The sequence below is a fragment of the Nocardiopsis synnemataformans genome, from assembly GCF_965343085.1.
Taxonomy (GTDB): domain Bacteria; phylum Actinomycetota; class Actinomycetes; order Streptosporangiales; family Streptosporangiaceae; genus Nocardiopsis; species Nocardiopsis alborubida.
The window spans coordinates 1-21,328 of record NZ_CBDRFA010000050.1 but is presented as its reverse complement, the minus strand read 5'-3'; the positions used below and the strand labels follow the sequence as shown (position 1 = coordinate 21,328).

The following is a 21,328-nucleotide window of genomic DNA, read 5'->3' as shown; positions in this document are numbered from 1 at the left end:
AACATCAATCCTTGGAGTTTTCTTTGCGCTCTTCAGCAACCTCTTCGGCAGCTCTGAAGAGGTCACTGAGGCTCTCATGGTGAGATCCATATCCGTCTTGGAAGTCCTCTATGGTTGACTCCACGTCGCCCCCGGCCCCGGCCGCCCCGACGACCGCCGAGACAGCCTCGGTCATGTCCTTCTGCGAGGGCCCGTCCGCGCCCACGATGTTGATCTTGACGAAGTCCTCACGACCGGTCATTTCCACGGCGGTCTCCGGTGTGTAGAACAGCCCGCCGCGGAAGTTCAGGGAGTCGATCCCGGCGTTGACCAGGCTGACGACGGTGAACCCGTGCGTCCGTCCGTTGGATCCGTGCACCTCCACCCGGTCGCCGACATTGTGGCCGGTCTGGCGGTGTGTCGCGGTGGCGAGGGCGACCTCGTCGGGGGCTCCGGGCACGGGTGCGTCCGGCCACGACTCCTCCCAGAGGGTGTTCCCGCTGCTCTCCTCGATCATCACCGTGTGAGCCGTGCCGTCCTCGGTACACGAGTAGGACACCAACAACTGGATCCCGGCGGACGCGACGTCAACGTCATCCACGTTGCCCGATGAGCATGTCTCCGACAGATCGCGCTGCCAGGCCACATCACCGTCGGAAAGGCTCCGAGCAACCAGTGTCCCCTCAGGCTCAGCCGCCACCCGCGCCTCACGCATCAGGTGCGTCTCACCAGAAGGCGTCTCGCCCCAGGCCGTGGAGGACTCGGTCACACGGCCGTCTCTCGCATCCAGCAACACGGTCCGCTCGCGTGTCACCGGGCCGAGGTCGTCTCCGTACCGCAGCAGCACGCTTTCTTCGCCCACCCCCGACGGGCGCGTCGCGAACAGGGCCAGGAGTCTCCAAGCGCCAGGCCTCGCCCACCGGGTCCACGCCAAACGAAGCCACCTCGTCCTCGAACAACGCCAGAACACCGGAGGCGGTGGGCACCAGCTCGGGGGCAGGCCCCCGGGAGCCGTCCGCCAGGAACTCCTCGACCACGTCCACCTCAGCCATGGTGAACGGCCCTCGTGCTCCGTCTGCGACGCCCTCGTCGACCACCGTCGTGTCCGGTGTGGCGCACCCGCTTATCAGGAGCAACGCCGCAATCGCGACCACGGTCGGCCAGTGCGTCCCGTGAGGAAAGAACCGGGGGACACCACTTCTCCAGAGCTCCCTGGCCTCCGCAATTGCGCCTGCCATCAGTCCTTCTTCGCACTTTTCGGGCCGTATCCACATCCCGTGCCCATCACCGCCACCGCGAAGACGACCACAGCGCCCCCGGCTCCGGAGAGGCTGCTTCTCCCCTGCGTCTCCAACTCAGACAGGCCAACCGCGCAGGCAGTTTCCGAACCGGGACACTCACGCAGGACCACGGCCCTACTGCCGCTCCAAGCTTCCGTTCTGTGCGGCAAGCAGGGCATCCAGGTCATCGATCATCATGCGGGGGTCACCGTCCCACTCCTGTGTCGATACGGGAAGCTGCCCGTCGACCAGCAGTCCGACCTCGTCGAGCTCTTCCTCGTCTACCAAACCTTCTTCGAGGAACACGTGCCCTGCCTGGAGAACCAGGCGCGCGTCGGCATCCTGGAGGTCCTCCACCAGCACCACGTGGGCGAGCGCCTCATCCGGGTCCGCCTGCGGTGGGAGGTACTCCCGCGCCCGAGCCCGGTCGAACACCTCACCCTGACCGAACAGGACGTATCCGCCTGCCAGATCACCGCGCACGATGCGCTCCACCGGGTCCTCCTGCCCTCCGGGAACCGTACGCGGAGTCAGAATGTGCATGTCGGGGAGAGCGTTACCGGGCCAGGTGTGTTCCCACACCGGCTCTCCCGTCTCGGCTGAGACGCCGGACAAACGGACTTCGTCACCGCAGAGCGAGGCCATGGTGACTGTGCCTCCGACGACTTTCACCTCAGGCTCCTCGCAGGTCTGCGAAGGCTCCAGGCTCCACAACTCCCGGTCATCTTCCAGTGCGCGAGCGGTGACCCGGCCGCCCTCGGCCAGGACCAGCCTGGAGTCGGTGGCCAGGTGAGCGACCAGTTCATCCGGCGACTCTTGTGCCCAGTGGTCGGCGACGGTCTGACCCGTGGCCTCGTCCAGGACGGCCCAGCGCGTACGACCCGAGAACGGCCCTGCTCCTTCCTGAGCCAGCACAACCTGGCCACCGTCCGCGGTAACTCCAGCTGCCACAGGCCCGCCCAGGTCCCGAAGACTCCACACCTCGATCACAGGGTCGGTGCCAAACAGGGCGACACCGTCGTCAAAGACCGCCAGTACCCCGTGTTCGGTGGTCAGGAGTTCTTCCAGCGGGCCGCGCGAATCCTCCTCAAGACTCTCCTCGACCTCCGCGACAGCCGCAAGAGAAAGAGATGACGGCAGCTCCTCACCCGTCGACTCATGACGGCCCGGAAAGGAACCCAGAACATTGACACCGACAACCACGAGGAGGACAGCGATCAGCAGCATCGAGGCCAAGAAAATCCATAGACGCTTCACAGGAACGAACATCTCCGAGACTCTCTAGTTCCCCCCGGACCTACCCAGGCTTTCCGGCTCATAGGCAATGTCATAACCATCAATGTACTCATCTACATCTACCCCGGCGTCGGCCCCCTCGTACTCCAGAGAAGCGGAACGCAGGATCTCCAGGAGGTCGGCGGACCTCTCGCTCGTAGTTCCTCCCCACTCTGCGGTCGTTACAGGAAGACGTGTCTCACCGTTGGGATAGACGACCAGCAGGTCCTCCGACTCCAGATCTGCGGCGTCGATAACCCCCATTTCCAGGAACACATTCGCCATCTGAAGGACCGAATGGTGGTGTGCCTCCTGTCTGCCTTGAAGAACGAAGTCACCGACTTCAGTACCCTCCCCCTGCTCGTCCAGAGGGTCGTAGACGTCAGGTATCCGCTCCTTCATCTGCTCGTCGATGAATTCGGTGAACGGCTGCTTCAAGGACTCCAGTACCACACCGGCAGCGATACCTCCGGGCACTCCCCCAGGACCTCCTGCAGCATTCGAAACCACCGCTGAGAACACGCCGTATCCGGTCTCCCACTGCTTCCGAGCCGATTCCCGAGCTGCGGTGACACTCTGATCGCGCTCGATGTACTCCTGCAGGATCGCCTCGGTCACCATCTCGCGCAGGTCTCCGGCGACCTCGCCTCCGGCCCTGGGGCTGACACCCTCCCTTTGGAAGGTCTCCTCCAGGACTCTCCACTCCTGGGCCTCGGTGGCGGCGATGACACGAGGCGAGACGTCCTCGTTCGCAACGATCAGCTGCAAGAAGTCCTGACGAACTTCCGCCGGCAGGGTGAGGACGTCCTCACCGCTTTCATGAAAGAGAAGCCTGTCCCCTTGTTGGTCACCAATGGGCCCGTACCCACTCTCACCGGAGTTCAAGGTGAAGTCATCGATATATGATATATAAATATCAGCGAAACCGTCGGCCAGCTCTGGGTTCAACTCTCCGACAGAGGCGTCCGGGTTCCCTTCGATGCTGACGCCAGTGTTTTTGAAGGGATTCTTCCCGTCCTCTTCATCGGCCAGCATCTCTATGAGCGCGTGGGCCGCCCGCCCTGCGTGCTCCTGCTGTTCCGGGGTCCCATGGTCCTCGTGATTGGCGATCCAGTCAGTAATGCCGCGCACTGCGGCGCCGTCGTCCTCCCAATCGTGGGAGTAGAAGGTCTCCAGGACCTTCTCCGGGGTGAGGTCCCCATGGCTCTCGTAGTGCTGGTAGGGCTCCCCCTCGAAGTCCTCACCGGTGATGATGATGTGGTTGGCCTCGTCGTTCCGACTGGCGACCTCGATAACGTTCTGGAAGTGCTCTTCAGCGGGCGTTCCCGTGGGGAAGTAGGGAACGTCGAGGGTCGCGACGACCGTGCCCATGAGCGCGGTCGAGAACTCCGTCCCACCCCGGACACCGGTGCCCGCGCTGTCGAGAAACGTGCTCAGCGTCGTGAACGGCTCGCCCCAGTCACTGTGGGCAGCCGTGAAGTCGTAAGCTTCCGAGTCGTCGTAGCCGAGATCGTTGACTTCGGGGAAATCAGGGACGTCAAGGACGTCTCGCACGTCCTGAGGCAGGTTGCCCACCCCTCCGCCGATGTCCTCGTCGGAGAGGATGAGCATGGAGTTGGCCAGGTGGAGGTTGATGTCCTCACGCAACGAGTCACTGATGTGCTCGCTGCTGTTCACCTGGTCCATGAACTGGAGGAAGCTCGGATTGTCGCCGCTGATCTCACCGATGTCTCCGAAGAGAGTCTCCATGAACTCGACCTCACCGCCCAACAGCCTGTCGCCGTTCTGCTGGGCCAGCAGACCGCGCGACACCACGGCGGCGATCAACGCGAGGTACTCGGGGTTGTCCTCCAGCAGCTCGATGCTGACCTCGTTGCCGTCGAGGACCGCGTGGCCGAGGTGGGTGGCGATGACCTCGGCCTGGCCCTCGTCCACGACGTAGTAGTCGAGGTTCTCTGTCGTGTAGAACCCGATGTTCTCGTTGTTGCCGAAGTAGCCCCCGTCGCCGAGAGCCCGGATGTTCTCCGGGGTGGGGCCCTCCTTCAGCATGTCCTGGGACTCGTCGCACCTGGTCTCCAGGTCCCGCCACGCCTCCTCAGCCTGGAGGTTGTGCGCATCGATGATGGAGTTCATGACAGCGAGGTTCTCCGGGTCGCTCGAGTTCGCGAGCGCCGCGGAGAGATCGCCCTTGATCTCCTCGATCCTGTCCTCGTACCACTTGACGTCGGTGCTGATCTTGTCGAGGACCCCGTAGGCATGGAGACAGGCCAGCATCGAACTGCTCCAGGCGTACTGGTTCTCATTCGCGGCGGTCCTGAGGCCTTCACCGATCTGGTCGGAGAACTCGAAGCCCACGGGCGTGGTGATCGTGTTGTAGTCAGCGGAACGCCCGGTGATCAGGGAGTAGAGCTCCTCGAAGGTCTCTCTGGCGGAGGCGACGGCGCTGCGTTCGATGGCGCATTCGGTGTAGCTGAGCGCGGACAAGCTGAGGCTCCTGGGGAGGGTTCGTGGGGGAAGGGGGTCAGTAGAGCTGAGCGCCATTGATGGGGATGTCGTACTCCTCCGACGACTCCAGGTCCGTCACAGCTGCCTCATAGGAACCGGACTGGATGTTCTCCGCGAGCGTCCTGGCGTGGTCGCGGACATCGATCATGTGCTGTTCCTCGACCGAACCGAAGGCACTCCACCCAGTCACGCCAGGGGCACCGCTGGTTGCGCTCTTGGCAGCTTGGATCGCCTCGTCGAAGTCGGTGGGCAGGTCCCGCAGCCGTGCCGCCGCCTCCGCCGAAGCCGACCCACCCGCGTAGGCGTCGTCAACGTTCACACCGACCGGGCCCGTAAGCACAGCTCCACCTGCCTTCGTTCTCTTCCCTACGGCCACGTTCCGGAGAACCGGAAGTATCAGGGGTATTCATCCGATTACCGAAACCGAAGATATCGGGGCCGGGAGACACCCCGAAACCCAGAACCCCTGTTAACAGGGACGACGTTCCGCCCTTGTCCGGATGTGGTCAGATCACCGAGGAGTCCTCGCGCAGCAAGAGGGCGGACCGCCAATCCTCGCGGCCCGCCCCGGTACGCGTCGATCACCCGGCGGCGCGCTGGGCGGGGACCCCCACCTCGGGCACCGCTGGACCACGGGCCGGAACCTCCGGCTGCCGCTCGGGAGCCGCCGGGGACGCGCTCCCGCGCGGGTCCACCACGGCCCACACGGTGATCGGGTGTCCCGGCCGACCGAACCAGCCCCAGGCCGTGGCCAGGCGGTCGACCAGGCGCAGGCCGAATCCGGTGCCCACTTCCGGGACGGTGGGCGCCCTGCCCGGCAGGGCCCCGTCGTCGGTCACCGCGAGCCAGAACACGCCCCGGTAGCCCTCCATCTCCATGCGCACGCGACCGCATGCACTGCCCGAGGCCGTGTGGCGCAGGGCGTTCGTGTGGAGTTCGGACAGGACTGTCAGGAGGGGATGGGCCCGGTGGTAGTCGAGCTTGCTGCCGTTCCAGCACCACATCCGCGCGGAGGCCACCTGCTGCGGCATCGACCCCCAACTCACCATCCGGACGCCCGGAATTCGGGACGGAATCCTCTTCGGGAGTTCCGCCCGCCACTGCTTCCAGCCCTCGCCGCTGCCGTTCACCGTCACTGCCGCTCCCCTGACCTGCGCTTCTCCGTCACCGAACAGCTTGGCCGCGGCCCAGGGTCTTGGCCTCCCCGTATGGAGTTCCCGCGAAAGTCCATTCGCGCGGATGGAGTTCCTGCGAAACTCCATCGCATGAAGGAAAAGCAGGGTAGTACCCTTTTGTCCATTTCTGATGTGCGAATATCAGGCATGCCGAAGGTGAGCACCGACATCAAGGAACGCTGGGGCAGCGTCGCCGCGCAGCGACGCGAGGACCTCGGGATGACCCAGGAGAGGCTGGGCCGCGCCCTGGGGGTGAAGGGCACGGCGGTGTCCAACCTCGAACGCGGCCGGACCACTCCGACCCGCGAGGTGCTGGAGTCACTGGACGAGGCGCTGGAGACCGGCGGCGAACTGGAACGGCTGTGGGACGAGCTCGTCAAGGAGGGCAGATTCCCCTGGCTGGGCCAGATGGAGGACCTGGAGAAGAAGGCGGCCTCCATCCTGGAGTTCCACCCCTTCCTGGTCCCCTCGCTGCTCCAGACCGCCGACTACGCCACGGCCGTCATGCGGGCGGTCACGCCATGGGAGCCACAGGCCAAGACCGAGGCGAGCGTGCGGGAAAGGATCGCCCGGGGTGAGCGCTTCCAGAGCGCGGACACCCCGGTGATGATGGTGGTGATCGGCCGCGCGGTCCTCACCGAACCCATCGATCACGGACCCATCATGCGCGAACAGCTGAAGCACATCCACGCTCTCGCCGCGCGCGAGCGGATAACCTTGCAGATCACAGAGGAGCCTCTGCACTCAGGGCTGGTCGGACCGTTCACGGTCCTTGATCCCCCGCCGGAACGGGAACTCGTGTACGTGGAGTCGGCCTACAAGGGCCAGTTCGTCCACGATCCCGACGCCGTGGGAGAGTTCAAACTGAGGTTCCACCGCCTCCAGGCAGCAGCGATGCCACCGAGCCAGTCGCTGCGGCTGGTCGAAGAGACGATTGAGGGATTTCCGCCATGAGTGACGTCCAGTGGCACAAGAGCAGCTACAGCGGTGGCTCGCACCAGAACTGCGTGGAGGTCGCCGAGGGCTCCGAGCGCACCCTGGTCCGCGACACCCAGCACCGCGACCACGGCCACCTCGCCTTCGGGAGCCCCGCATGGTCCGGCTTCCTCGCCTCCGTCAAGGGCGACCGCTGACCGCATCGCAACGGCCCCCGTCCCGCGTTTCTGGGACGGGGGCCTTTTTGCGTTCCATGCCCGGATAGAACCTTTTGTCTTTTTGGCGAGAAAGGTTCTCGCGAGGCCCCTGATCTGCCGCAACGGCCGAGCTGTGAATGTGACCCGCACATTACTTCGCCGTAGCTTCGCCAAGCACTCCCACGATGCCTTAACCTTTTCCCGAACACACAACTGAAAGCACGAATGACCCCGCGACGGTCAACTACCGCCCGGGGCCTTGGCCAGCAACTTCAACCCCTTTAACCACAAGGAACTGCCAGCATGCGCCAGTTTAGCGCTGCCCTTCTCAACCGTGCCCTCGGCCCGCTGATCGCCTTCTTCTCCGCTCCCTGCGGACGCCACTCCACGGTGGCCGGTCGCCGCCGTCGCCGCTCCACCCGCGTCCGCCGCTACGCGCCCGCACCCCTCCCCGTCTCCGCGCCCGCGCCCCGCCTGGCACCTTCCCGCGAGACCGTTCCGGCCGAGGACATCGCCCTGGTGCGCCCCTACTTCGCCGCCCACGAACGTCTGCGCGCACGCGCGTCCACGATCCGGGTCCCCGCGCCCCGCCGACCCGAAACCGCTTCCGAGACGGACGAGGTCCGGCGCGCGTTCGCCCTCGTCCAGGAACGCGCCGCCGCCCTGCTCCAGCAGTGGAAGAACGATCCCGACGGTCACCTGTTCGGCGAACCCGCGCCCCGCTTCGGCGTCGTCCGACCCGCCAAGCCCGCCCGCGCCCAGTTCTCCGAGTGGGCTGAACTCACCTCCCTCGTCCGCACCTGGCGAGACCAGCAGCGCCAGGCCACACCCGCGTGACCTCTTCCTCGCCCCTACGACAACGACAAGGAACGCCGTGCCCAGCGAAGAACACGAGATACCCCTGAAGATCATTCGGAACGCACCGGAGGTGGTCATCCCCCTGCTCCGTGACGCCGTCGGCTTCGAACTGCCCGAGTACACCGAGGCCTCGATGACCTCCTCCGAGTGCACCGACAGCAAACCGCGCGTCTACACCAGCGATGGCGCCGTGGTGCTGCGCAACGGCACCAAGAAGGTCCTGGCCGTGGTCGTGGAGCGCCAGCACAAGCAGGAACAGGACAAGTTCTGGACCTGGCCGGTGTACCACGCGACCGTCCGGGCCCAGGTCAAGTGCCCGACAGTGCTGCTGGCGCTGTGTCCCACCGACGCACTCGCCCGGTACTACACCGGTCCGATCCACACCGGGTATCCGGGCGACCACCTCACGCCTCTCGTGGTGGGGCCGTCCAACACTCCGGTGGTCGCTGACCCGGAGCAGGCGCGGAGTATGCCCGAATTGGCGGTGCTGTCGGCCAAGGCGCATGGTGACCACGACCTGCGCACGCTGGACGCGGTGATGGAGGCACTGAACGCCGTGTCCTCCGACCACCGCGCGTTCTACTATGACTACGTACTGGCCGGGCGCTCCGACGAGGCCCGGAAATACCTGGAGGACCTGATGTCCGTGGGAACCTACAACTGGCAGAGCGACTTCGCCCGCGAGTACGTCGACATTGGCCGCGAGGAGGGCCGCGAGGAGGGCCGCGAGGAGGGCGTTGCGCGCAGCGTGATCCTCTTCCTCTCCTCCCGGGGCTTCGAGGTCTCCGACGAGATCCGCCAGCGGATCGAATCCTGTGACGACCTCGACACCCTCGAAGGCTGGGCCAGCAAGGCCGCCAAGGTGAACAGTCCCGAGGACCTCTTCGGCTGAGGCCGGGCACCACGACCACGTGTGGGGGTGGGAGGCCGCGGCTTCCCACCCCCACAAACCTCACCCCAGGCCCGGACCCGGGGGCCAGGAGCGCTCCAGGATCGCCCGCGCCTCCATCAGCGCCTCCAGCACGGCCTCGGCCACGTCCTCGGTGTACCGGGGGGTCGGGACCGAGCAGCTCAGGGCGTCCACGGCCGGATTGTCGTAGCGCAGGGACACCGCCACGCACCGCAGGCCCACGACGTTCTCCCCGTCGTCCGTGGAGTAGCCCCGCTCGCGGATGCGCGCGAGGTCCTCAAGGAGCGCGTCCACGTCGGTGATCGTCTCGGCGGTGAGCGCCTCCAGCTTCGCGGGCAGCAGGTCGCGCACCTGCCCGTCCTCGCGCTCGGCCAGCAGGGCCTTGCCCAGGGCGGTGCTGTGCGCGGGCAGCCGTCGGCCCACCCGGCTGAAGGGCCGCAGGTAGTGGCGTGACTCCTGGGTGGCCAGGTAGACGACGTCGCCGCCGTCGAGCCGGGCGAGGTGGACCGTCTCCCCCAGCTTCTCGGCGAGGGAGTCCAGGTGGCCGCGCGCCTGGGCCACGCGGGCGTCGGAGTCGATGTAGCCGGTCCCGGTGAAGAGCGCGCGGATGCCCAGCGCGTAGAGGGCCCCGGTGGGGTCGGACCGCACCCAACCGCGGTTCACGAGCGTCTGCACCAGCGCGTACAGGCTGCTGCGGGGGATGCCCATCTCCTCCGAGAGGGTGCGCAGGGTGACCGGGTCCCGGTAGCGCGCCAGGATCTCCAGGAGTTCGACGGTGCGCGCCGCCGACTTGACCTCTCGGACACCGCCGTGACCTTCCGCGGCCGACACTCGACCGCCTCCTTCCTGCTGCGTGCGGGCCGGGTCGGCCCCCGGCCGGGGACGGCCCGCCGGGGGCGAGCGAGGACGTCCGCCTCGGGGTCCTCAGTGTAGAACGCCGTTCGCCCGGACACCGTCCCGCGCGCCACGGAACACGTGGCGAAACCCTTCCGTCACAGGAGTTCCCGCCGCCTGCGCCCCTGCCCTCCCTCACGCCCGCTCCCGCGGCGCCACCCGCCGTGTTGTCAGGAGTGTTGCCCGCTTCATCACCTTTTGTGCTCCGCGTCCCAGGTTGACGTGATGTGTCCCCCAAAATAACCTTCGGCTACAGACGAAGATGCCATCTACGTATGGAGACGATATGAGTGACGTCGGGACCGATCCCGAACTCCCCGGGAGACTCGCCGAAGGCATGCGCCGATCGGTGCTCTCCTTCCCCCTCACCCCGTTCGCCGAGGACGGCTCCTTCGCGCCCAAGGCCTTCGAGGCGCACCTGGAGCACCAGCTGGCCGCGGGGCCGGGCGCGGTCTTCGTGGGTTGCGGGACCGGCGAGTTCTTCAGCCTCGGCCTCGACGAGTTCGGGGCCGCGGTGGCCGCCGCCGTCCGGCGCGCCGACGGCGCCGTGCCCGTGGTCGCCGGTACGGGCCACGGCACCCCACTGGCCGTGGAGTTCGCCCGCGTCGCCCGCGAGGCGGGGGCCGACGCCCTCCTGCTGCTGCCGCCCTACCTGATCGGCGGCACCCAGGCCGGTCTGGTGGCGCACACCCGGTCGGTGGCGGAGGCGGCGGGCCTGCCGGTCATCGTGTACCAGCGCGCCCAGGCCGTCTACGAGCCCGAGACCCTCGCCGAGATCGCGCGGATCCCCGGCGTCATCGGCTTCAAGGACGGCATCGGCGACCTCGACCGCATGCAGCGCCTGGTCAGGGCCGCCCCCGAGGAGCTCCTCTTCTTCAACGGCACCCCGACCGCCGAACTCCAGGCGCGCTCCTACGCCGCGATCGGTGTCTCCTCCTACTCGTCGGCCGTGCACGCCTTCGCGCCCGAGATCGCCACCGCCTTCTTCCACGCCCTCCGCGCGGGCGACACGGCGGGAACCGACGCGCTGCTCGACGGCTTCTTCATCCCCTGGGTCCGCCTGCGCGACCAGGGCCCCGGGTACTCGGTGTCCCTGGTCAAGGCGGTCGCCCGAACGCGTGCGTCGGTGATCGGCGCCGACGTCGGCCCGGTCCGAGCCCCGCTGTCCGCGCCCGAGCCCGCCCACCTGGCGGAGGCCGAGCGGCTCCTCGCCGCCGGGCTCGACCTCGCCGCCCGTCTGCCGCGCCGGTAGCTCTCCCCGGGTTCCCCGGAGCGTCAACCAGCTCCAGGAACCACCTCCGCCACCGGATCCCCCCTCCGGTGCCGCGGCCCCCCGGGCGTCCCGCCGCGTCGGAGCGCCCGCACCTCCCGAGACAAGGTCTCCCATGCTCTCCACCACCCACCCCTCCGCCTCCGGGGCGTTCCTCTCCGCGAGCGAAGCCCCCGCCACGGCCTGGTCCCTCCCGCCGTGGGCCCTCATCCTCACCGTCGCCCTCGGCGTGGTCCTGCTGCTCGTGCTGGTCCTGCGGGCCAAACTGCACGCCTTCATCGCGCTGCTCCTGGTGAGCGCGGCCGTCGCGTTCGCCGCCGGCCTGCCCCTCAGCGGCATTCCGGGGCTGCTCGAAGCCGGGATGGGCGACACCCTCGGCGGCATCGCCATCATCGTCGCGCTCGGCGCGATGCTGGGCCGCATGATGCAGGAGACGGGCGCCGCCCAACTCCTGTCACAGCGCCTGCTCACCCTCTTCGGTGAGGGCCGCGCCCCGCTCGCCATGGGGCTGACCGCGCTGCTCCTGGGCATCCCCGTCTTCTTCGACGTGGGCTTCATCATCATGGTCCCGCTGCTGTACGCGGTCGCCGCCCGGTCGGGCCGGTCGCTGATCAGCGTCGCGCTGCCCGCGGCGGGCGGCCTGGCCATCATGCACGCGGTCCTGCCGCCCCACCCCGGTCCCGTGGCCGCGGCCGAGCTGCTCGGCGGGCACCTGGGCTGGATCGCCTTCATGGGCCTGGTCTGCGGCCTGCCCGCCTGGTACCTGGGCGCCTACGTGTTCGGCAAGTGGCTGGGCGACCGCAACTTCGTCCCCGTCCCCGCCTCCTTCCAGGAGGAGGGCGACGAGCTGAGCGAGGTCCCCGAGAACGCGCCCCCGCTGTCGCTGACCCTGGCCGTGGTCATCCTGCCGGTGGCCCTCATCCTGCTCAACACCTTCTCCCCGCTGGTGCTCCCCGAGGGGCCCGTGCTGGAGGCCCTGCTCTTCGTCGGCAACCCCGTCACCGCGCTGACGATCGCCACCCTGCTGTCCTTCTGGCTGCTGGGCCTGCGCGGGGGCATGACGCGCGAGCGGGTGGAGAAGGCCGCCTCCGCGTCGCTGGGCCCGACCGCCCTGGTCCTGCTCGTCACCGGCGCGGGCGGGGTCTTCGGCGAGGTCCTGGAGGCGACGGGCGCGGGCGAGGCCGTGGCGGGGATCCTGTCCGCCACGGCCCTGCCCGCCATCGTCCTGGCGTTCATCATCGCCACGATCATGCGCGTGGCCCTGGGGTCGAAGACGGTCGCGATCGTCACCACCGCCCCGATCGTGGCCCCGCTCATCGCGGAGGCCGGGATGTCGCAGCCCGAGATCGCGCTCGTGGTCATCGCGATCGCGGCGGGCGGGACGGTGCTCTCGCACGTCAACGACTCCGGCTTCTGGCTGATGAACCGCTACCTCGACATCGACATCAAGACCACCCTCAAGAGCTGGACCGTGATGGAGACCCTCATGGGGTCCATCGCGTTCCTGATCGCCGCCGCCATCAGCGCGGGCCTGGCGCTGGCCGGATGAGGGACACCGGCGGGACCGCCCCGGCCCGGACCGGTTCCGGGCCGGGGCGGTCCCGCGTGGGCTACATCGCCAGCGGGGAGCTCACCGGCAGGGACGTGTCCGTGGCCAGGTCCAGGGCGGACGCGGGCAGGCCCGCCGCCACGACCTCGGCGCCCAGGGCGGCGATCATCGCGCCGTTGTCGGTGCACAGGCGCGGGCGCGGGACGCGCAGTTCGACGCCCGCCTCCCGGCAGCGCTGCTCGGCCAGCGCGCGCAGCGCCGAGTTCGCCGCCACGCCGCCGCTGATGACCAGCGTGCTCACGCCGTGCTCCACGCAGGCGTCCACGGCCTTGCGGGTGAGCACGTCCACCACCGACTCCTGGAAGGCGGCGGCGATGTCGGCGACCACCAGGGGCTCGCCCCGGCGGTCGGTGTCCTCCACGTGGCGGGCCACGGCGGTCTTCAGGCCCGAGAACGAGAAGTCGTGGGTGCCGTCGCCCCACTTGCCGCGCGGGAAGCGGATCGCCTTGGGGTTGCCCCGCTGCGCCGCCTTGTCGATGGGCGGACCGCCCGGGTAGGGCAGGTCGAGCAGGCGCGCCACCTTGTCGTAGGCCTCACCGGCGGCGTCGTCCACGGTGTCGCCGAGCGAGACCACCTCGGTGGCCAGGTCGTTGACCAGCAGCAGCGAGGTGTGGCCGCCCGACACCAGCAGGGCGATCGAGGGCTTGGGCAGCGGGCCGTGCTCCAACTGGTCCACGGCCACGTGGCCCACCAGGTGGTTCACGCCGTAGAGCGGCTTGCCCAGGGCCATCGCGTACGCCTTGGCCGCGGACACGCCCACGAGCAGGGCGCCCGCCAGGCCCGGACCGGCGGTGACGGCGACGGCGTCCACGTCCGACAGCTTGGCCCCGGCCTGCTCCAGCGCCCGGTGCACGGTCGGGGTCATCGCCTCCAGGTGCGCGCGGCTGGCCACCTCGGGCACCACGCCGCCGAACCGGACGTGCTGGTCCACGCTGGAGGCCACGGCGTCGCCGAGCAGCTCGCAGCCGCGCACCAGGGCGACGCCGGTCTCGTCGCAGGACGTCTCGATCCCCATGACCAGCGGCAGGTCACTCATGGTTCCCCTCCTCGGCGACGCGCCGCATGACGAGCGCGTCCGCCCCGTTGTAGTAGCCGCGCCGCACACCGATCTGCACGAAGCCGAACCGGCCGTAGAGCCTCTGGGCGCGCGGGTTGTCCGAGCGCACCTCCAGGAACATGTGGGTGACGCCGCGCCGCCCGGCCTCGGTGAGGAGTTCGGTGAGCAGCGAGCTGCCCACGCCCCGGCCCCAGACCTGCTCGGACACGGCCATGGTCTGCACGTCGCCCTCGGGCGGGACGGCGCGCAGCCCGGCGTAGCCGACGACGGCGTCCCCGGACACGGCGACCAGGTAGTGGCGCGTGGGCTCGGCCAGTTCGTCCTTGAGCATGCCCTCGCTCCAGGCGTCGAGGGGGAACAGGGCGCGTTCGAGGTCCATGACGGCCGGAACGTCGTCGGGGGTCATCGCGCGCAGGCTCACGCCGGTCAGGCCCGGCGTCGGCGTCACTTCACCCACTGGCGCACCTTCTTCGGGGCACCGGGCTCCACCGCGTCCGGACGGCGCAGGTAGAGCGGGCTGGGCGCGGGCAGTTCCTCGCCGCGGCCCAGGCGCAGCAGGGCCAGCTCCGCCATGGCGGCGGCGTCCGGGTGCAGGGGGTCCAGCGCGGCGGAACCGGCGCCGAGCACGTCGGCGTACATGCGGGCGCCGTCACCGACCAGCGCGAGCCCGCCGGTGTCCACCTCGGCGGGGCGGTCGACGCGCACCTCGCCCACGCGGGTGAGGCGGTCGTCGTAGCGGGCCCAGAACACCTCCTTGCGGCGGGCGTCGGTCATCGCGACGAAGGGCTCGGACCGCCCGGTGGCGAAGGCCAGCGCGTCCAGGGTGGTGACGCCGTGGCAGGGAACGCCGAGGGCGTCGGCCAGGGCGTGCGCGGTGGCCAGTCCGACCCGCAGTCCGGTGTAGGGCCCGGGGCCGACGCCGACGGCGACGTGGTCGAGGTCGGCCAGGACGATCCCGGCCTCCTCGGTGAGCCGCGCGATCGTGGGGCCGAGCAGTTCGCCGTGGCGGCGGGCGTCCACGGAGCTCGCGCTGGCGCGCAGCGTGAAGGAGCCGTCGGCGCCGGTCTCGCCGATGGCGGCGGTGACCGCCGGGGTGGCGGTGTCGAAGGCCAGGAGAAGCACGGGTGACCGCCTATCCGCGCCCGGCGGCGGTGCCGGGCAGGTCGGCGCCGGTCCACCGGGCGCCGACGGCGCGCAGGTGGACGGAGCGGGTGTCGTCGGGGTGGCGTTGGATGCGGATCTCCAACCGGTCGTCGGAGAGCCCCTCGGCCACGCCCTCGCCCCACTCCACCACGGTGACGGAGTCGGGGAGGGTCATGTCCAGGTCGATGTCGTCGATCTCGTCGGGTCCGCCGAGCCGGTAGGCGTCCACGTGGACGAGGTCGGGGCCTCCGGTCAGGGAGGGGTGGATCCGGGAGATGACGAAGGTCGGGGAGGTGACCGATCCGCGCACGCCCAGGCCCTCGCCCAGGCCCTGGGTGAGGGTGGTCTTTCCCGCGCCGAGCGGCCCGGACAGGATCAGCAGGTCGCCGGGTCGGGCGAGGGCGGCAAGGTCGCGGCCGAGGGTGCGCATGGCGTCGTCGGTGGCCGCGGTGACCTCGCGGACGGTGGCCGCACCTGGAGTGGTTGCTGTCGCGTCTGTCATCAGATTCGCTGCTCGTGATCTGGTGTGGATGGTGGATCGCGGCGCGCCGGGTCAGGGCGTGTGCGGGCGGGGCCGCCGGAGCGCACCCCCTTCACCCAGGTTAGGCCGGATGGAGGAGGTCTGTGACCGGATCGCGGTGACCGGTCAGACTCCCGCCGCCGCGGCTCGGACCTGCCCGCCGACGTACTCGCGCGGGACCCGGGGCCCCACCCGGGTGACGATCTCGTACGGGATCGTGTCCAGGGTCTCGGCCCAGTCCTCGGCGGTCGGGGTGTCCGGGTGGTCGTCCGGGTTCCCGAAGAGTACCGCGTACTCACCGGCCTCCACGGCGTCGTCGCCGACGTCCACGACGAACTGGTCCATGCAGACTGTTCCCGCGATGACGCGGCGGCGTCCGCCCAGGAGGACGGGCCCCCGGTTGGTGGCGGCGCGGGGGACCCCGTCGGCGTAGCCCAGCGGTACCAGGGCCAGGGTGGTCTCCCTGTCGGTCACGTAGCGGTGGCCGTAGGAGACGCCGCTGCCCTCGGGGACGCGCTTGGTGAGGGCGAGCCGGGAGCGCAGCGTCATCGCGGGCCGCAGCCCGGTCCCCGTGAGGCCGGGGATCGGGGACAAACCGTAACCGGCGATCCCGCCGCGGACGAGGTCGAAGCGGGCCTCGGGGAGGGTGAGCAGCGCGGCCGAGTTGGCGATGTGCCGGACCTCGGGGGCTAGGCCGACCTTGTCCGCGGTCTCCAGGGCCTCGTGGAAGCGGGAGAGCTGGCGCGCGACGGAGGGGTGGCCCGGCTCGTCGGCGCGGGCGAAGTGGGACCACACGCCGGTGACGCGCAGGTGCCCCTCGTCCTCGGCGCGGGCGGCGGCCTCGGTCAGGGAGTCCCAGTCGGCGGGACCCGCGCCGCCGCGGTTGAGGCCGGTGTCGGCCTTGAGCTGCACACGGGCGGTGCGGCCGATGCGGCGGGCCTCGGCGATCACGGTGTCCAGGACCGCGCGGTCGCTCACCCCGAGGTCGATGTCGGCCTCGACGGCCTCCGCGACCGGCTCGCCGGGCGGGATGATCCAGGCCAGGACGGGCAGGGTCAGTCCGGCGCGGCGCAGTTCGAGGGCCTCGCCGATGAAGGCCGTGCCCAGCCAGGTCGCGCCGCCCGCGATCAGGGCGCGGGCGGACGGGAGCATGCCGTGCCCGTAGCCGTCGGCCTTGACCACACCCATGAGCGGGGTGCCCCCTGCGAACTCGCGGAGCACCCGCGCGTTGTGGGAGATCGCGTCGAGGTCGACGCGAGCGTGCGCGAAGTGAGACATGTACTCCAGTGTTCCACGTGCGCGGGACCGGAGCGGAGCGACGCCGGAACACGCCCGGCGAGGGGTCGGACACGCCCGGGAGGTCGTGACCGTTTTTCCCGGCGCCCCAGGGCATCCCGCGTGACCAGGCACGACGCGGGTTTTCTCGGTCACTCGTAGTACATGGACGGATGCGGGGTAGGGGATCGGCCCAGAGGCACAGTATCTGGGGGTACTGGCATGACCGAGATAGGTAGCGAACGACCCGTCAACACCACGAGGCTGTGGTACGGAGGGATGGCCACCGCCGTCGTGGCCGCGCTGGTGATCTTCGCGGGCGCCCTGGTCTTCCGGGGGGTGTTCGGGGTTCCGGTGCTCGCACCGGAGGACGCGGGGAACCTGGGCGACGCGAGCACGGTGGTCTACGCGCTGATGGCCGCCGTGGCGGCGCTGTTGGCCACGGGGCTGATGCACATGCTGCTGCTCAGCGCCCCGCGGGCGATGAAGTTCTTCGGGTGGATCCTGGGGCTGATCACGGCGATCGCCGCAGTCGCCCCGTTCAGCGAACCCGTGGACACGTCGAGCCAGGTCAGCACGGCCGTGATCAACCTGGTCACGGGCGTCGCGATCATCACCCTGCTGCGGAGCGTGGGGCGCGCCTCCACCCTGAGCAGCCGGACACCGAGGGATGGCCGGACGGCGTACACGGCGCACGAGGCGACCGTGAGGCCCGTCGGGGAAACCGAGCCGGAGCCCAGGGACGAGACGCAGGCCGTGGATCCCAGGGAGCCCGCGCAGGGTGAGGAGCCCGTCCTGCGGCACGAGGGCATCCTGCCCAGCGTGAAGCAGGACGAGTACCACAGGAACCAGATCCGCGCCCAGGAGATGGACGCGGAGGCGGAGCACGCCAGGCGGGAGCGGCACGACCGGCAGGCGCCGGGCGACCAGCACGCCGGATGAGCGGCAGGCCGTGCGGCCGACGCACCGGTCGGCCGACACACCGGGCGACCCGGACGACCCGGACGAGCAACCGGACCAGGTGACCCGTGACCCCGGGAACCAGAGCGGCGCCCCCTGACCCGCGGCGCACGAGGGGGCGGAGCCGAGCGGCTCCGCCCCCTTTCGCATGCCCGGGCCCGTGTGTCCGGGTGATGGGAGGAGGCGAGCGCGGTCGCGGGGTGGGGGTGGGGGTGGGGTGGTCACGGGTGGAAGCGGGCCCGGGTGAGGTGCGGGCCAGGCGCGGGACGGGGCGGGTGCGGGATATGTCAGGACGGGGGCGGGATGGGCACCGGGCGCGACGAAGCACCACCAAGCGGGTCACATGACCGCGACCCTCCCGAAAACATCACCTGATCCGCATATCTCCTCATCTTCTCCTTTCGCGCCAAAAAAACACATCAATTCCCATCGGGACACAACAAGAACGCCACAGAGAAACGAACATCGAAATCAGCAGTGGGCGTTTCGAGGTGCGCACGTCCGGGCAAAACCAAAGCACAGGCAGAGCAAGGAAAAGGGAAAAGAAAAAGGGATCCACCGCGTTCGCCTTCCGGAGGTTGCGCGCCCACCTGCGCGCCTCCAGGACCGGGCCCCTCACCTTCTGCCGTTTCCAGCCCAACACACTCCCCCAAGGACCCCGAAGAGGATGTCGGCCAGCGGGTCGGCGCCTGTCCACGACGCCACCGCGGCGAGCCAGCCCGTATGAGCCGACCTCCGGGTCCGTGAAGCGGAGATCCGGCCGTGTCCCCGCCCTCCAGGACCGGCCGGATCTCCTTTTTCGCAAAGGGCGGACAACGCCGTGCGAGGAGTTCCGGGGTCTCCTTCCGGGGGTCCGCGTTCCGGCCGCCACCCGCCTGCGCGATACCGGCCGGAGGGACGGGCGGCCCCGTTCGCACCCGGACGACCGCGCGGTCCGCCGAGATCCTCACCATCCGCCATCCACCACCCGCCGTGCGGGGCGTCTCGGACCCGCCGTCCGGGCGTGGAGCACCGATCGGGTGCGCCGGATCTGGCCGCATCCGGCCAGGCACACGCGGGACACCGCACGCATCCGGACGGTTTCGGAACGTCCGTGCCCCGCTCGCACCGCTCCCGAACTGGCCTCGTTTCCGTGGCGCGTCGACGTCCCCGCCCCGACGGGCGTCCACACCCGCCTCGGCGGATGTCGGTGAACCACTCCACAATGGAACCATTGCCTACGTTCCGTACGTCGGTACACACCGTGTGGTGAGCGCGTCCGTACGGAGGCCGCGGGAGACGACGGAGAGGGGAGAACGACCGGTGAAATTCGACATCGTGCGCCTTGACCAGGACGAGGAAGCACTCCCACCGCAGAAGCGGCCCCCGGCGCGGGTTCCCGGGCAGGAAGGGGGACCGTCGGCACCGCACCCGTACCCGCCCCCGGGGCTCAGGATCCAGCGGTCCTCGGAGTACATGCGTCTGCGCGCCCATACCGACCTCACCCGGGTCCGCTCGGCCCTGAACCAGATGCTCCACACCGTCGAGGCGCTCCGTGCCGAGTCCGAGCCCGTCGTCGGCTCCGGCTCCGGCTCCGGCAACGAGACCGGGTCCTTCCGCCCCGAGGCCTTCCGCTCCCGTCCCACCCCCGAGGAGCCCCGTGAACAGCGGCAGGAGGAATCCCCGTGACCGCCTGGGACATCAACCCCCCGGAGATCGGCGCCGTGCTCGTCAACACCCTCTCCCACCTCGGCGAGGAGGGCGGGGCAGAGGGCCTGTTCGGTGACATGACGACGATCGAGGAACGCGTCACCACCCTCAGCACCCACATCAACAGCGCCCCCATCGGGGTCGCCCTGGGCGAGTTCGCCGAGCACTACTTCGGGCTCATGGGCGACATGCTCTCCCTGACCGGCAACGCCGTCACACAGACCAGCGAGGCGACCACCGCCTACGTCACGGGCAACGAGGAGATGGCGCTGGAGGCGCAGCGCAACGCCGGTGTGGTCCCCGACCCACCCCCGCCGCCCGCTCCGGGCGGGAACGCCGAACTCGTCTGACCCCGACCGCCCCTCTCCTCCCCCTCCTCCGGTCACCTCTCCCCCGGAGTCCTCCCACGTGCTTACCCCCGACATCGCCCCGAGCGCGCCGCTGACCATCGGCGAACAGACCGAGATGCTCACCGGCAGTGATGACAAGGTCAGCCCCGCGACCTTCCCCGTCCCCACCCCCTCCCCCGACTACATCGAGACTCTGGCCTCCGACCTGCGCAGCGCGGGGGAGTCGGTCGGCGACACCGGAAACGACATCCAGTCCGCCTGGGGCGGGCTGAGGTCCCACTACAACGCCCCCGAGGCGGAACAGCTCCACTCCGTGCTCGACCCGGTGGCCGCTGACGGCGACACGGTCTCGACCGACCTCGGCCACGCCGCGAGCGCGCTGGAGACCTTCGCCGCCGACCTGCGCGACATCAAGTCCCGCTGGTCCAGCCTGAGCGCCGAGGCCTTCGAGTTCCGGGCCCGCATCGACGCCAAGGGCGAGGACTGGCGCAAGGCCGAGGGCGTGCCCGGTTTCTTCGGGATCGGCGAGCACCCCGACGTGGAGGAGAACCAGCGCCTCATCGACGAGGGCACCCGCATCATCGAGGACTACGCGGACGCCGAGCTCGCCTGCGCCAACGCCATCAACCGGTTCGTCCCGGACCGCACCCCGTTCGAGAAGACGCCCTCCGGGGACGGCGCCCTCGATCCCGACGTGTTCTACCACGGCTACGAGGAGGACCTGGCGGACCTGGCCACCGAGTGGGGCATGGGCGGGGCCGCCGTCGACGAGAGCTGGTTGGTCGACGGCTGGGACGCCGTGTGGGACTTCGGCGTCGGGGCGGTCGAGGGCACCGGCGCGATGCTGGGCATGCACAGCTCCGAGGGCTGGTTCAACATGTCCTGGGGCGACGCCCTGTACGAGTACCACGAGAGCAACATCCAGTCCGTGGCCTCGCTGGTGGGCATGTACGACGCCGAGTCCGACAGCTACGGCTGGTCGGGCTGGGACACCGTCGGCTCGGCGTGGAAGGACCTGGCCCACTCGGTGGTGCCCTGGGAGGAGTGGGGCGAGCGGCCCGGCTACGTGATCGGCACCGCCGTGCTCAACATCGGCGTCACCGCCCTCGGTGCCGCGCTGTCCGCCACCGGCGTGGGCGCGGTGGTCGGCGTGCCGCTGATGGCCTGGCGCGGCATGGCCATCGTGGACGGCATGGGCGGTCGCGGCGGTGACAGCGGGTCCGGCGGCGCGACGGACGTCGACGTGGACCTGCCCGCCAACTTCCCCACCTTCGGGGGCAGCAGTGCCCCGGTGTTCCGTGTGGACGAGAGCAACTTCCCCGCGGTCAACGTCGATTCCGCGAACATGGCCGCCATCAAGGCCTACATGGACCAGCTGGTGAATCCGGTGTATCCGTCTGACGCGGACGGCTCTCCCCCCGCGTCGGCTCCCCGGCCAGCCTCTTA

20 protein-coding genes and 1 pseudogene are annotated in these 21,328 nt (G+C 69.5%); 10 read left to right on the top strand and 11 right to left on the bottom strand.

Translation table 11 applies throughout. The annotated features are described in order from the left end of the window. Nucleotides 1–4: 4 nt before the first annotated feature. The 5 genes from ACSIH6_RS25455 to ACSIH6_RS25435 form a co-directional block, all read right to left on the bottom strand. Nucleotides 5–826, bottom strand: a complete 822-nt coding sequence (locus ACSIH6_RS25455) for a PQQ-binding-like beta-propeller repeat protein (RefSeq protein ID WP_435110839.1) — start codon at nt 824–826, stop codon at nt 5–7. Between the two features lie 568 nt (nt 827–1,394). After that, nucleotides 1,395–2,528 carry a PQQ-binding-like beta-propeller repeat protein gene (locus tag ACSIH6_RS25450; RefSeq protein ID WP_435110838.1) on the bottom strand — a complete coding sequence of 378 codons (1,134 nt, stop codon included), beginning with the start codon at nt 2,526–2,528 and terminating at the stop codon, nt 1,395–1,397. A gap of 12 nt (nt 2,529–2,540) precedes the next feature. Beyond that, nucleotides 2,541–5,018 (bottom strand): TPR repeat domain-containing protein, encoded by a 2,478-nt coding sequence (locus ACSIH6_RS25445; protein WP_435110837.1) that lies wholly within the window; start codon nt 5,016–5,018, stop codon nt 2,541–2,543. 37 nt (nt 5,019–5,055) lie between these two features. Further along, nucleotides 5,056–5,379 carry a hypothetical protein gene (locus tag ACSIH6_RS25440; protein ID WP_435110836.1) on the bottom strand — a complete coding sequence of 108 codons (324 nt, stop codon included), beginning with the start codon at nt 5,377–5,379 and terminating at the stop codon, nt 5,056–5,058. Between the two features lie 241 nt (nt 5,380–5,620). Continuing rightward, the gene (locus ACSIH6_RS25435) at nt 5,621–6,070 is read right to left on the bottom strand and encodes an ATP-binding protein (RefSeq protein ID WP_435110835.1); all 450 of its coding nucleotides are present in this window, start codon (nt 6,068–6,070) and stop codon (nt 5,621–5,623) included. 291 nt (nt 6,071–6,361) lie between these two features. On the opposite strand from ACSIH6_RS25435, the gene ACSIH6_RS25430 reads away from it, so the two are divergent. The 4 genes from ACSIH6_RS25430 to ACSIH6_RS25415 all read left to right on the top strand — a co-directional run bounded on the left by ACSIH6_RS25430 (nt 6,362) and on the right by ACSIH6_RS25415 (nt 9,097). After that, nucleotides 6,362–7,168, top strand: coding sequence for a helix-turn-helix domain-containing protein (locus ACSIH6_RS25430; protein WP_435110834.1), 807 nt, complete (start codon nt 6,362–6,364; stop codon nt 7,166–7,168). Beyond that, on the top strand, nt 7,165–7,347 hold the full coding sequence (locus ACSIH6_RS25425) for a DUF397 domain-containing protein (RefSeq protein ID WP_435110833.1): 183 nt from the start codon (nt 7,165–7,167) through the stop codon (nt 7,345–7,347). The genes ACSIH6_RS25430 and ACSIH6_RS25425 overlap by 4 nt, the downstream gene beginning before the upstream one ends. Nucleotides 7,348–7,650: 303 nt before the next feature. Further along, nucleotides 7,651–8,184 carry a hypothetical protein gene (locus ACSIH6_RS25420; protein WP_435110832.1) on the top strand — a complete coding sequence of 178 codons (534 nt, stop codon included), beginning with the start codon at nt 7,651–7,653 and terminating at the stop codon, nt 8,182–8,184. Nucleotides 8,185–8,221: 37 nt separating this feature from the next. Next, the gene (locus ACSIH6_RS25415) at nt 8,222–9,097 is read left to right on the top strand and encodes a hypothetical protein (protein ID WP_435110831.1); all 876 of its coding nucleotides are present in this window, start codon (nt 8,222–8,224) and stop codon (nt 9,095–9,097) included. Nucleotides 9,098–9,157: 60 nt separating this feature from the next. Here the strand turns inward: ACSIH6_RS25415 and ACSIH6_RS25410 are convergent, their stop codons facing one another. Next, nucleotides 9,158–9,946 carry an IclR family transcriptional regulator gene (locus ACSIH6_RS25410; protein ID WP_435110830.1) on the bottom strand — a complete coding sequence of 263 codons (789 nt, stop codon included), beginning with the start codon at nt 9,944–9,946 and terminating at the stop codon, nt 9,158–9,160. A 349-nt stretch (nt 9,947–10,295) separates the two neighbouring features. Here ACSIH6_RS25410 and ACSIH6_RS25405 point away from each other — a divergent pair, with 349 nt between their 5' ends. Together ACSIH6_RS25405 and ACSIH6_RS25400 are read left to right on the top strand one after the other, a co-directional pair. Then, nucleotides 10,296–11,261 (top strand): 5-dehydro-4-deoxyglucarate dehydratase, encoded by a 966-nt coding sequence (locus tag ACSIH6_RS25405; RefSeq protein WP_435110829.1) that lies wholly within the window; start codon nt 10,296–10,298, stop codon nt 11,259–11,261. Nucleotides 11,262–11,394: 133 nt separating this feature from the next. Beyond that, nucleotides 11,395–12,828 (top strand): GntP family permease, encoded by a 1,434-nt coding sequence (locus ACSIH6_RS25400; protein WP_435110828.1) that lies wholly within the window; start codon nt 11,395–11,397, stop codon nt 12,826–12,828. 61 nt (nt 12,829–12,889) lie between these two features. Here the strand turns inward: ACSIH6_RS25400 and tsaD are convergent, their stop codons facing one another. From tsaD to alr, 5 genes are all read right to left on the bottom strand, one after another. Next, a complete protein-coding gene (tsaD, locus tag ACSIH6_RS25395) occupies nt 12,890–13,924 on the bottom strand; it encodes a tRNA (adenosine(37)-N6)-threonylcarbamoyltransferase complex transferase subunit TsaD (RefSeq protein ID WP_435110827.1) in 1,035 nt (344 codons plus the stop codon). Continuing rightward, nucleotides 13,917–14,393, bottom strand: coding sequence for a ribosomal protein S18-alanine N-acetyltransferase (gene rimI / locus ACSIH6_RS25390; RefSeq protein ID WP_435110866.1), 477 nt, complete (start codon nt 14,391–14,393; stop codon nt 13,917–13,919). The genes tsaD and rimI overlap by 8 nt, the downstream gene beginning before the upstream one ends. Next, the gene (tsaB, locus tag ACSIH6_RS25385; RefSeq protein ID WP_435110826.1) at nt 14,390–15,067 is read right to left on the bottom strand and encodes a tRNA (adenosine(37)-N6)-threonylcarbamoyltransferase complex dimerization subunit type 1 TsaB; all 678 of its coding nucleotides are present in this window, start codon (nt 15,065–15,067) and stop codon (nt 14,390–14,392) included. Before tsaB ends, rimI begins: the two co-directional genes overlap by 4 nt. Before the next feature lie 10 nt (nt 15,068–15,077). Further along, the gene (gene tsaE, locus ACSIH6_RS25380; RefSeq protein ID WP_435110825.1) at nt 15,078–15,590 is read right to left on the bottom strand and encodes a tRNA (adenosine(37)-N6)-threonylcarbamoyltransferase complex ATPase subunit type 1 TsaE; all 513 of its coding nucleotides are present in this window, start codon (nt 15,588–15,590) and stop codon (nt 15,078–15,080) included. Between the two features lie 144 nt (nt 15,591–15,734). Next, entirely contained in the window at nt 15,735–16,886 is a 1,152-nt protein-coding gene (gene alr, locus ACSIH6_RS25375; protein ID WP_435110824.1) for an alanine racemase, read from the bottom strand. Between the two features lie 219 nt (nt 16,887–17,105). On the opposite strand from alr, the gene ACSIH6_RS25370 reads away from it, so the two are divergent. The 4 genes and pseudogenes from ACSIH6_RS25370 to ACSIH6_RS25355 form a co-directional block, all read left to right on the top strand. Next, nucleotides 17,106–17,825: a DUF6069 family protein gene (locus ACSIH6_RS25370; RefSeq protein WP_435110823.1), complete on the top strand. Its 720-nt coding sequence runs from the start codon at nt 17,106–17,108 to the stop codon at nt 17,823–17,825. Nucleotides 17,826–19,145: 1,320 nt separating this feature from the next. After that, entirely contained in the window at nt 19,146–19,511 is a 366-nt protein-coding gene (locus ACSIH6_RS25365) for a hypothetical protein (protein WP_435110822.1), read from the top strand. After that, complete coding sequence (locus ACSIH6_RS25360) at nt 19,508–19,882, top strand: DUF6507 family protein (RefSeq protein ID WP_435110821.1); 375 nt, start codon at nt 19,508–19,510, stop codon at nt 19,880–19,882. The genes ACSIH6_RS25365 and ACSIH6_RS25360 overlap by 4 nt, the downstream gene beginning before the upstream one ends. Nucleotides 19,883–19,940: 58 nt before the next feature. Next, nucleotides 19,941–21,328: pseudogene (locus ACSIH6_RS25355) on the top strand (hypothetical protein); the annotation flags it as partial.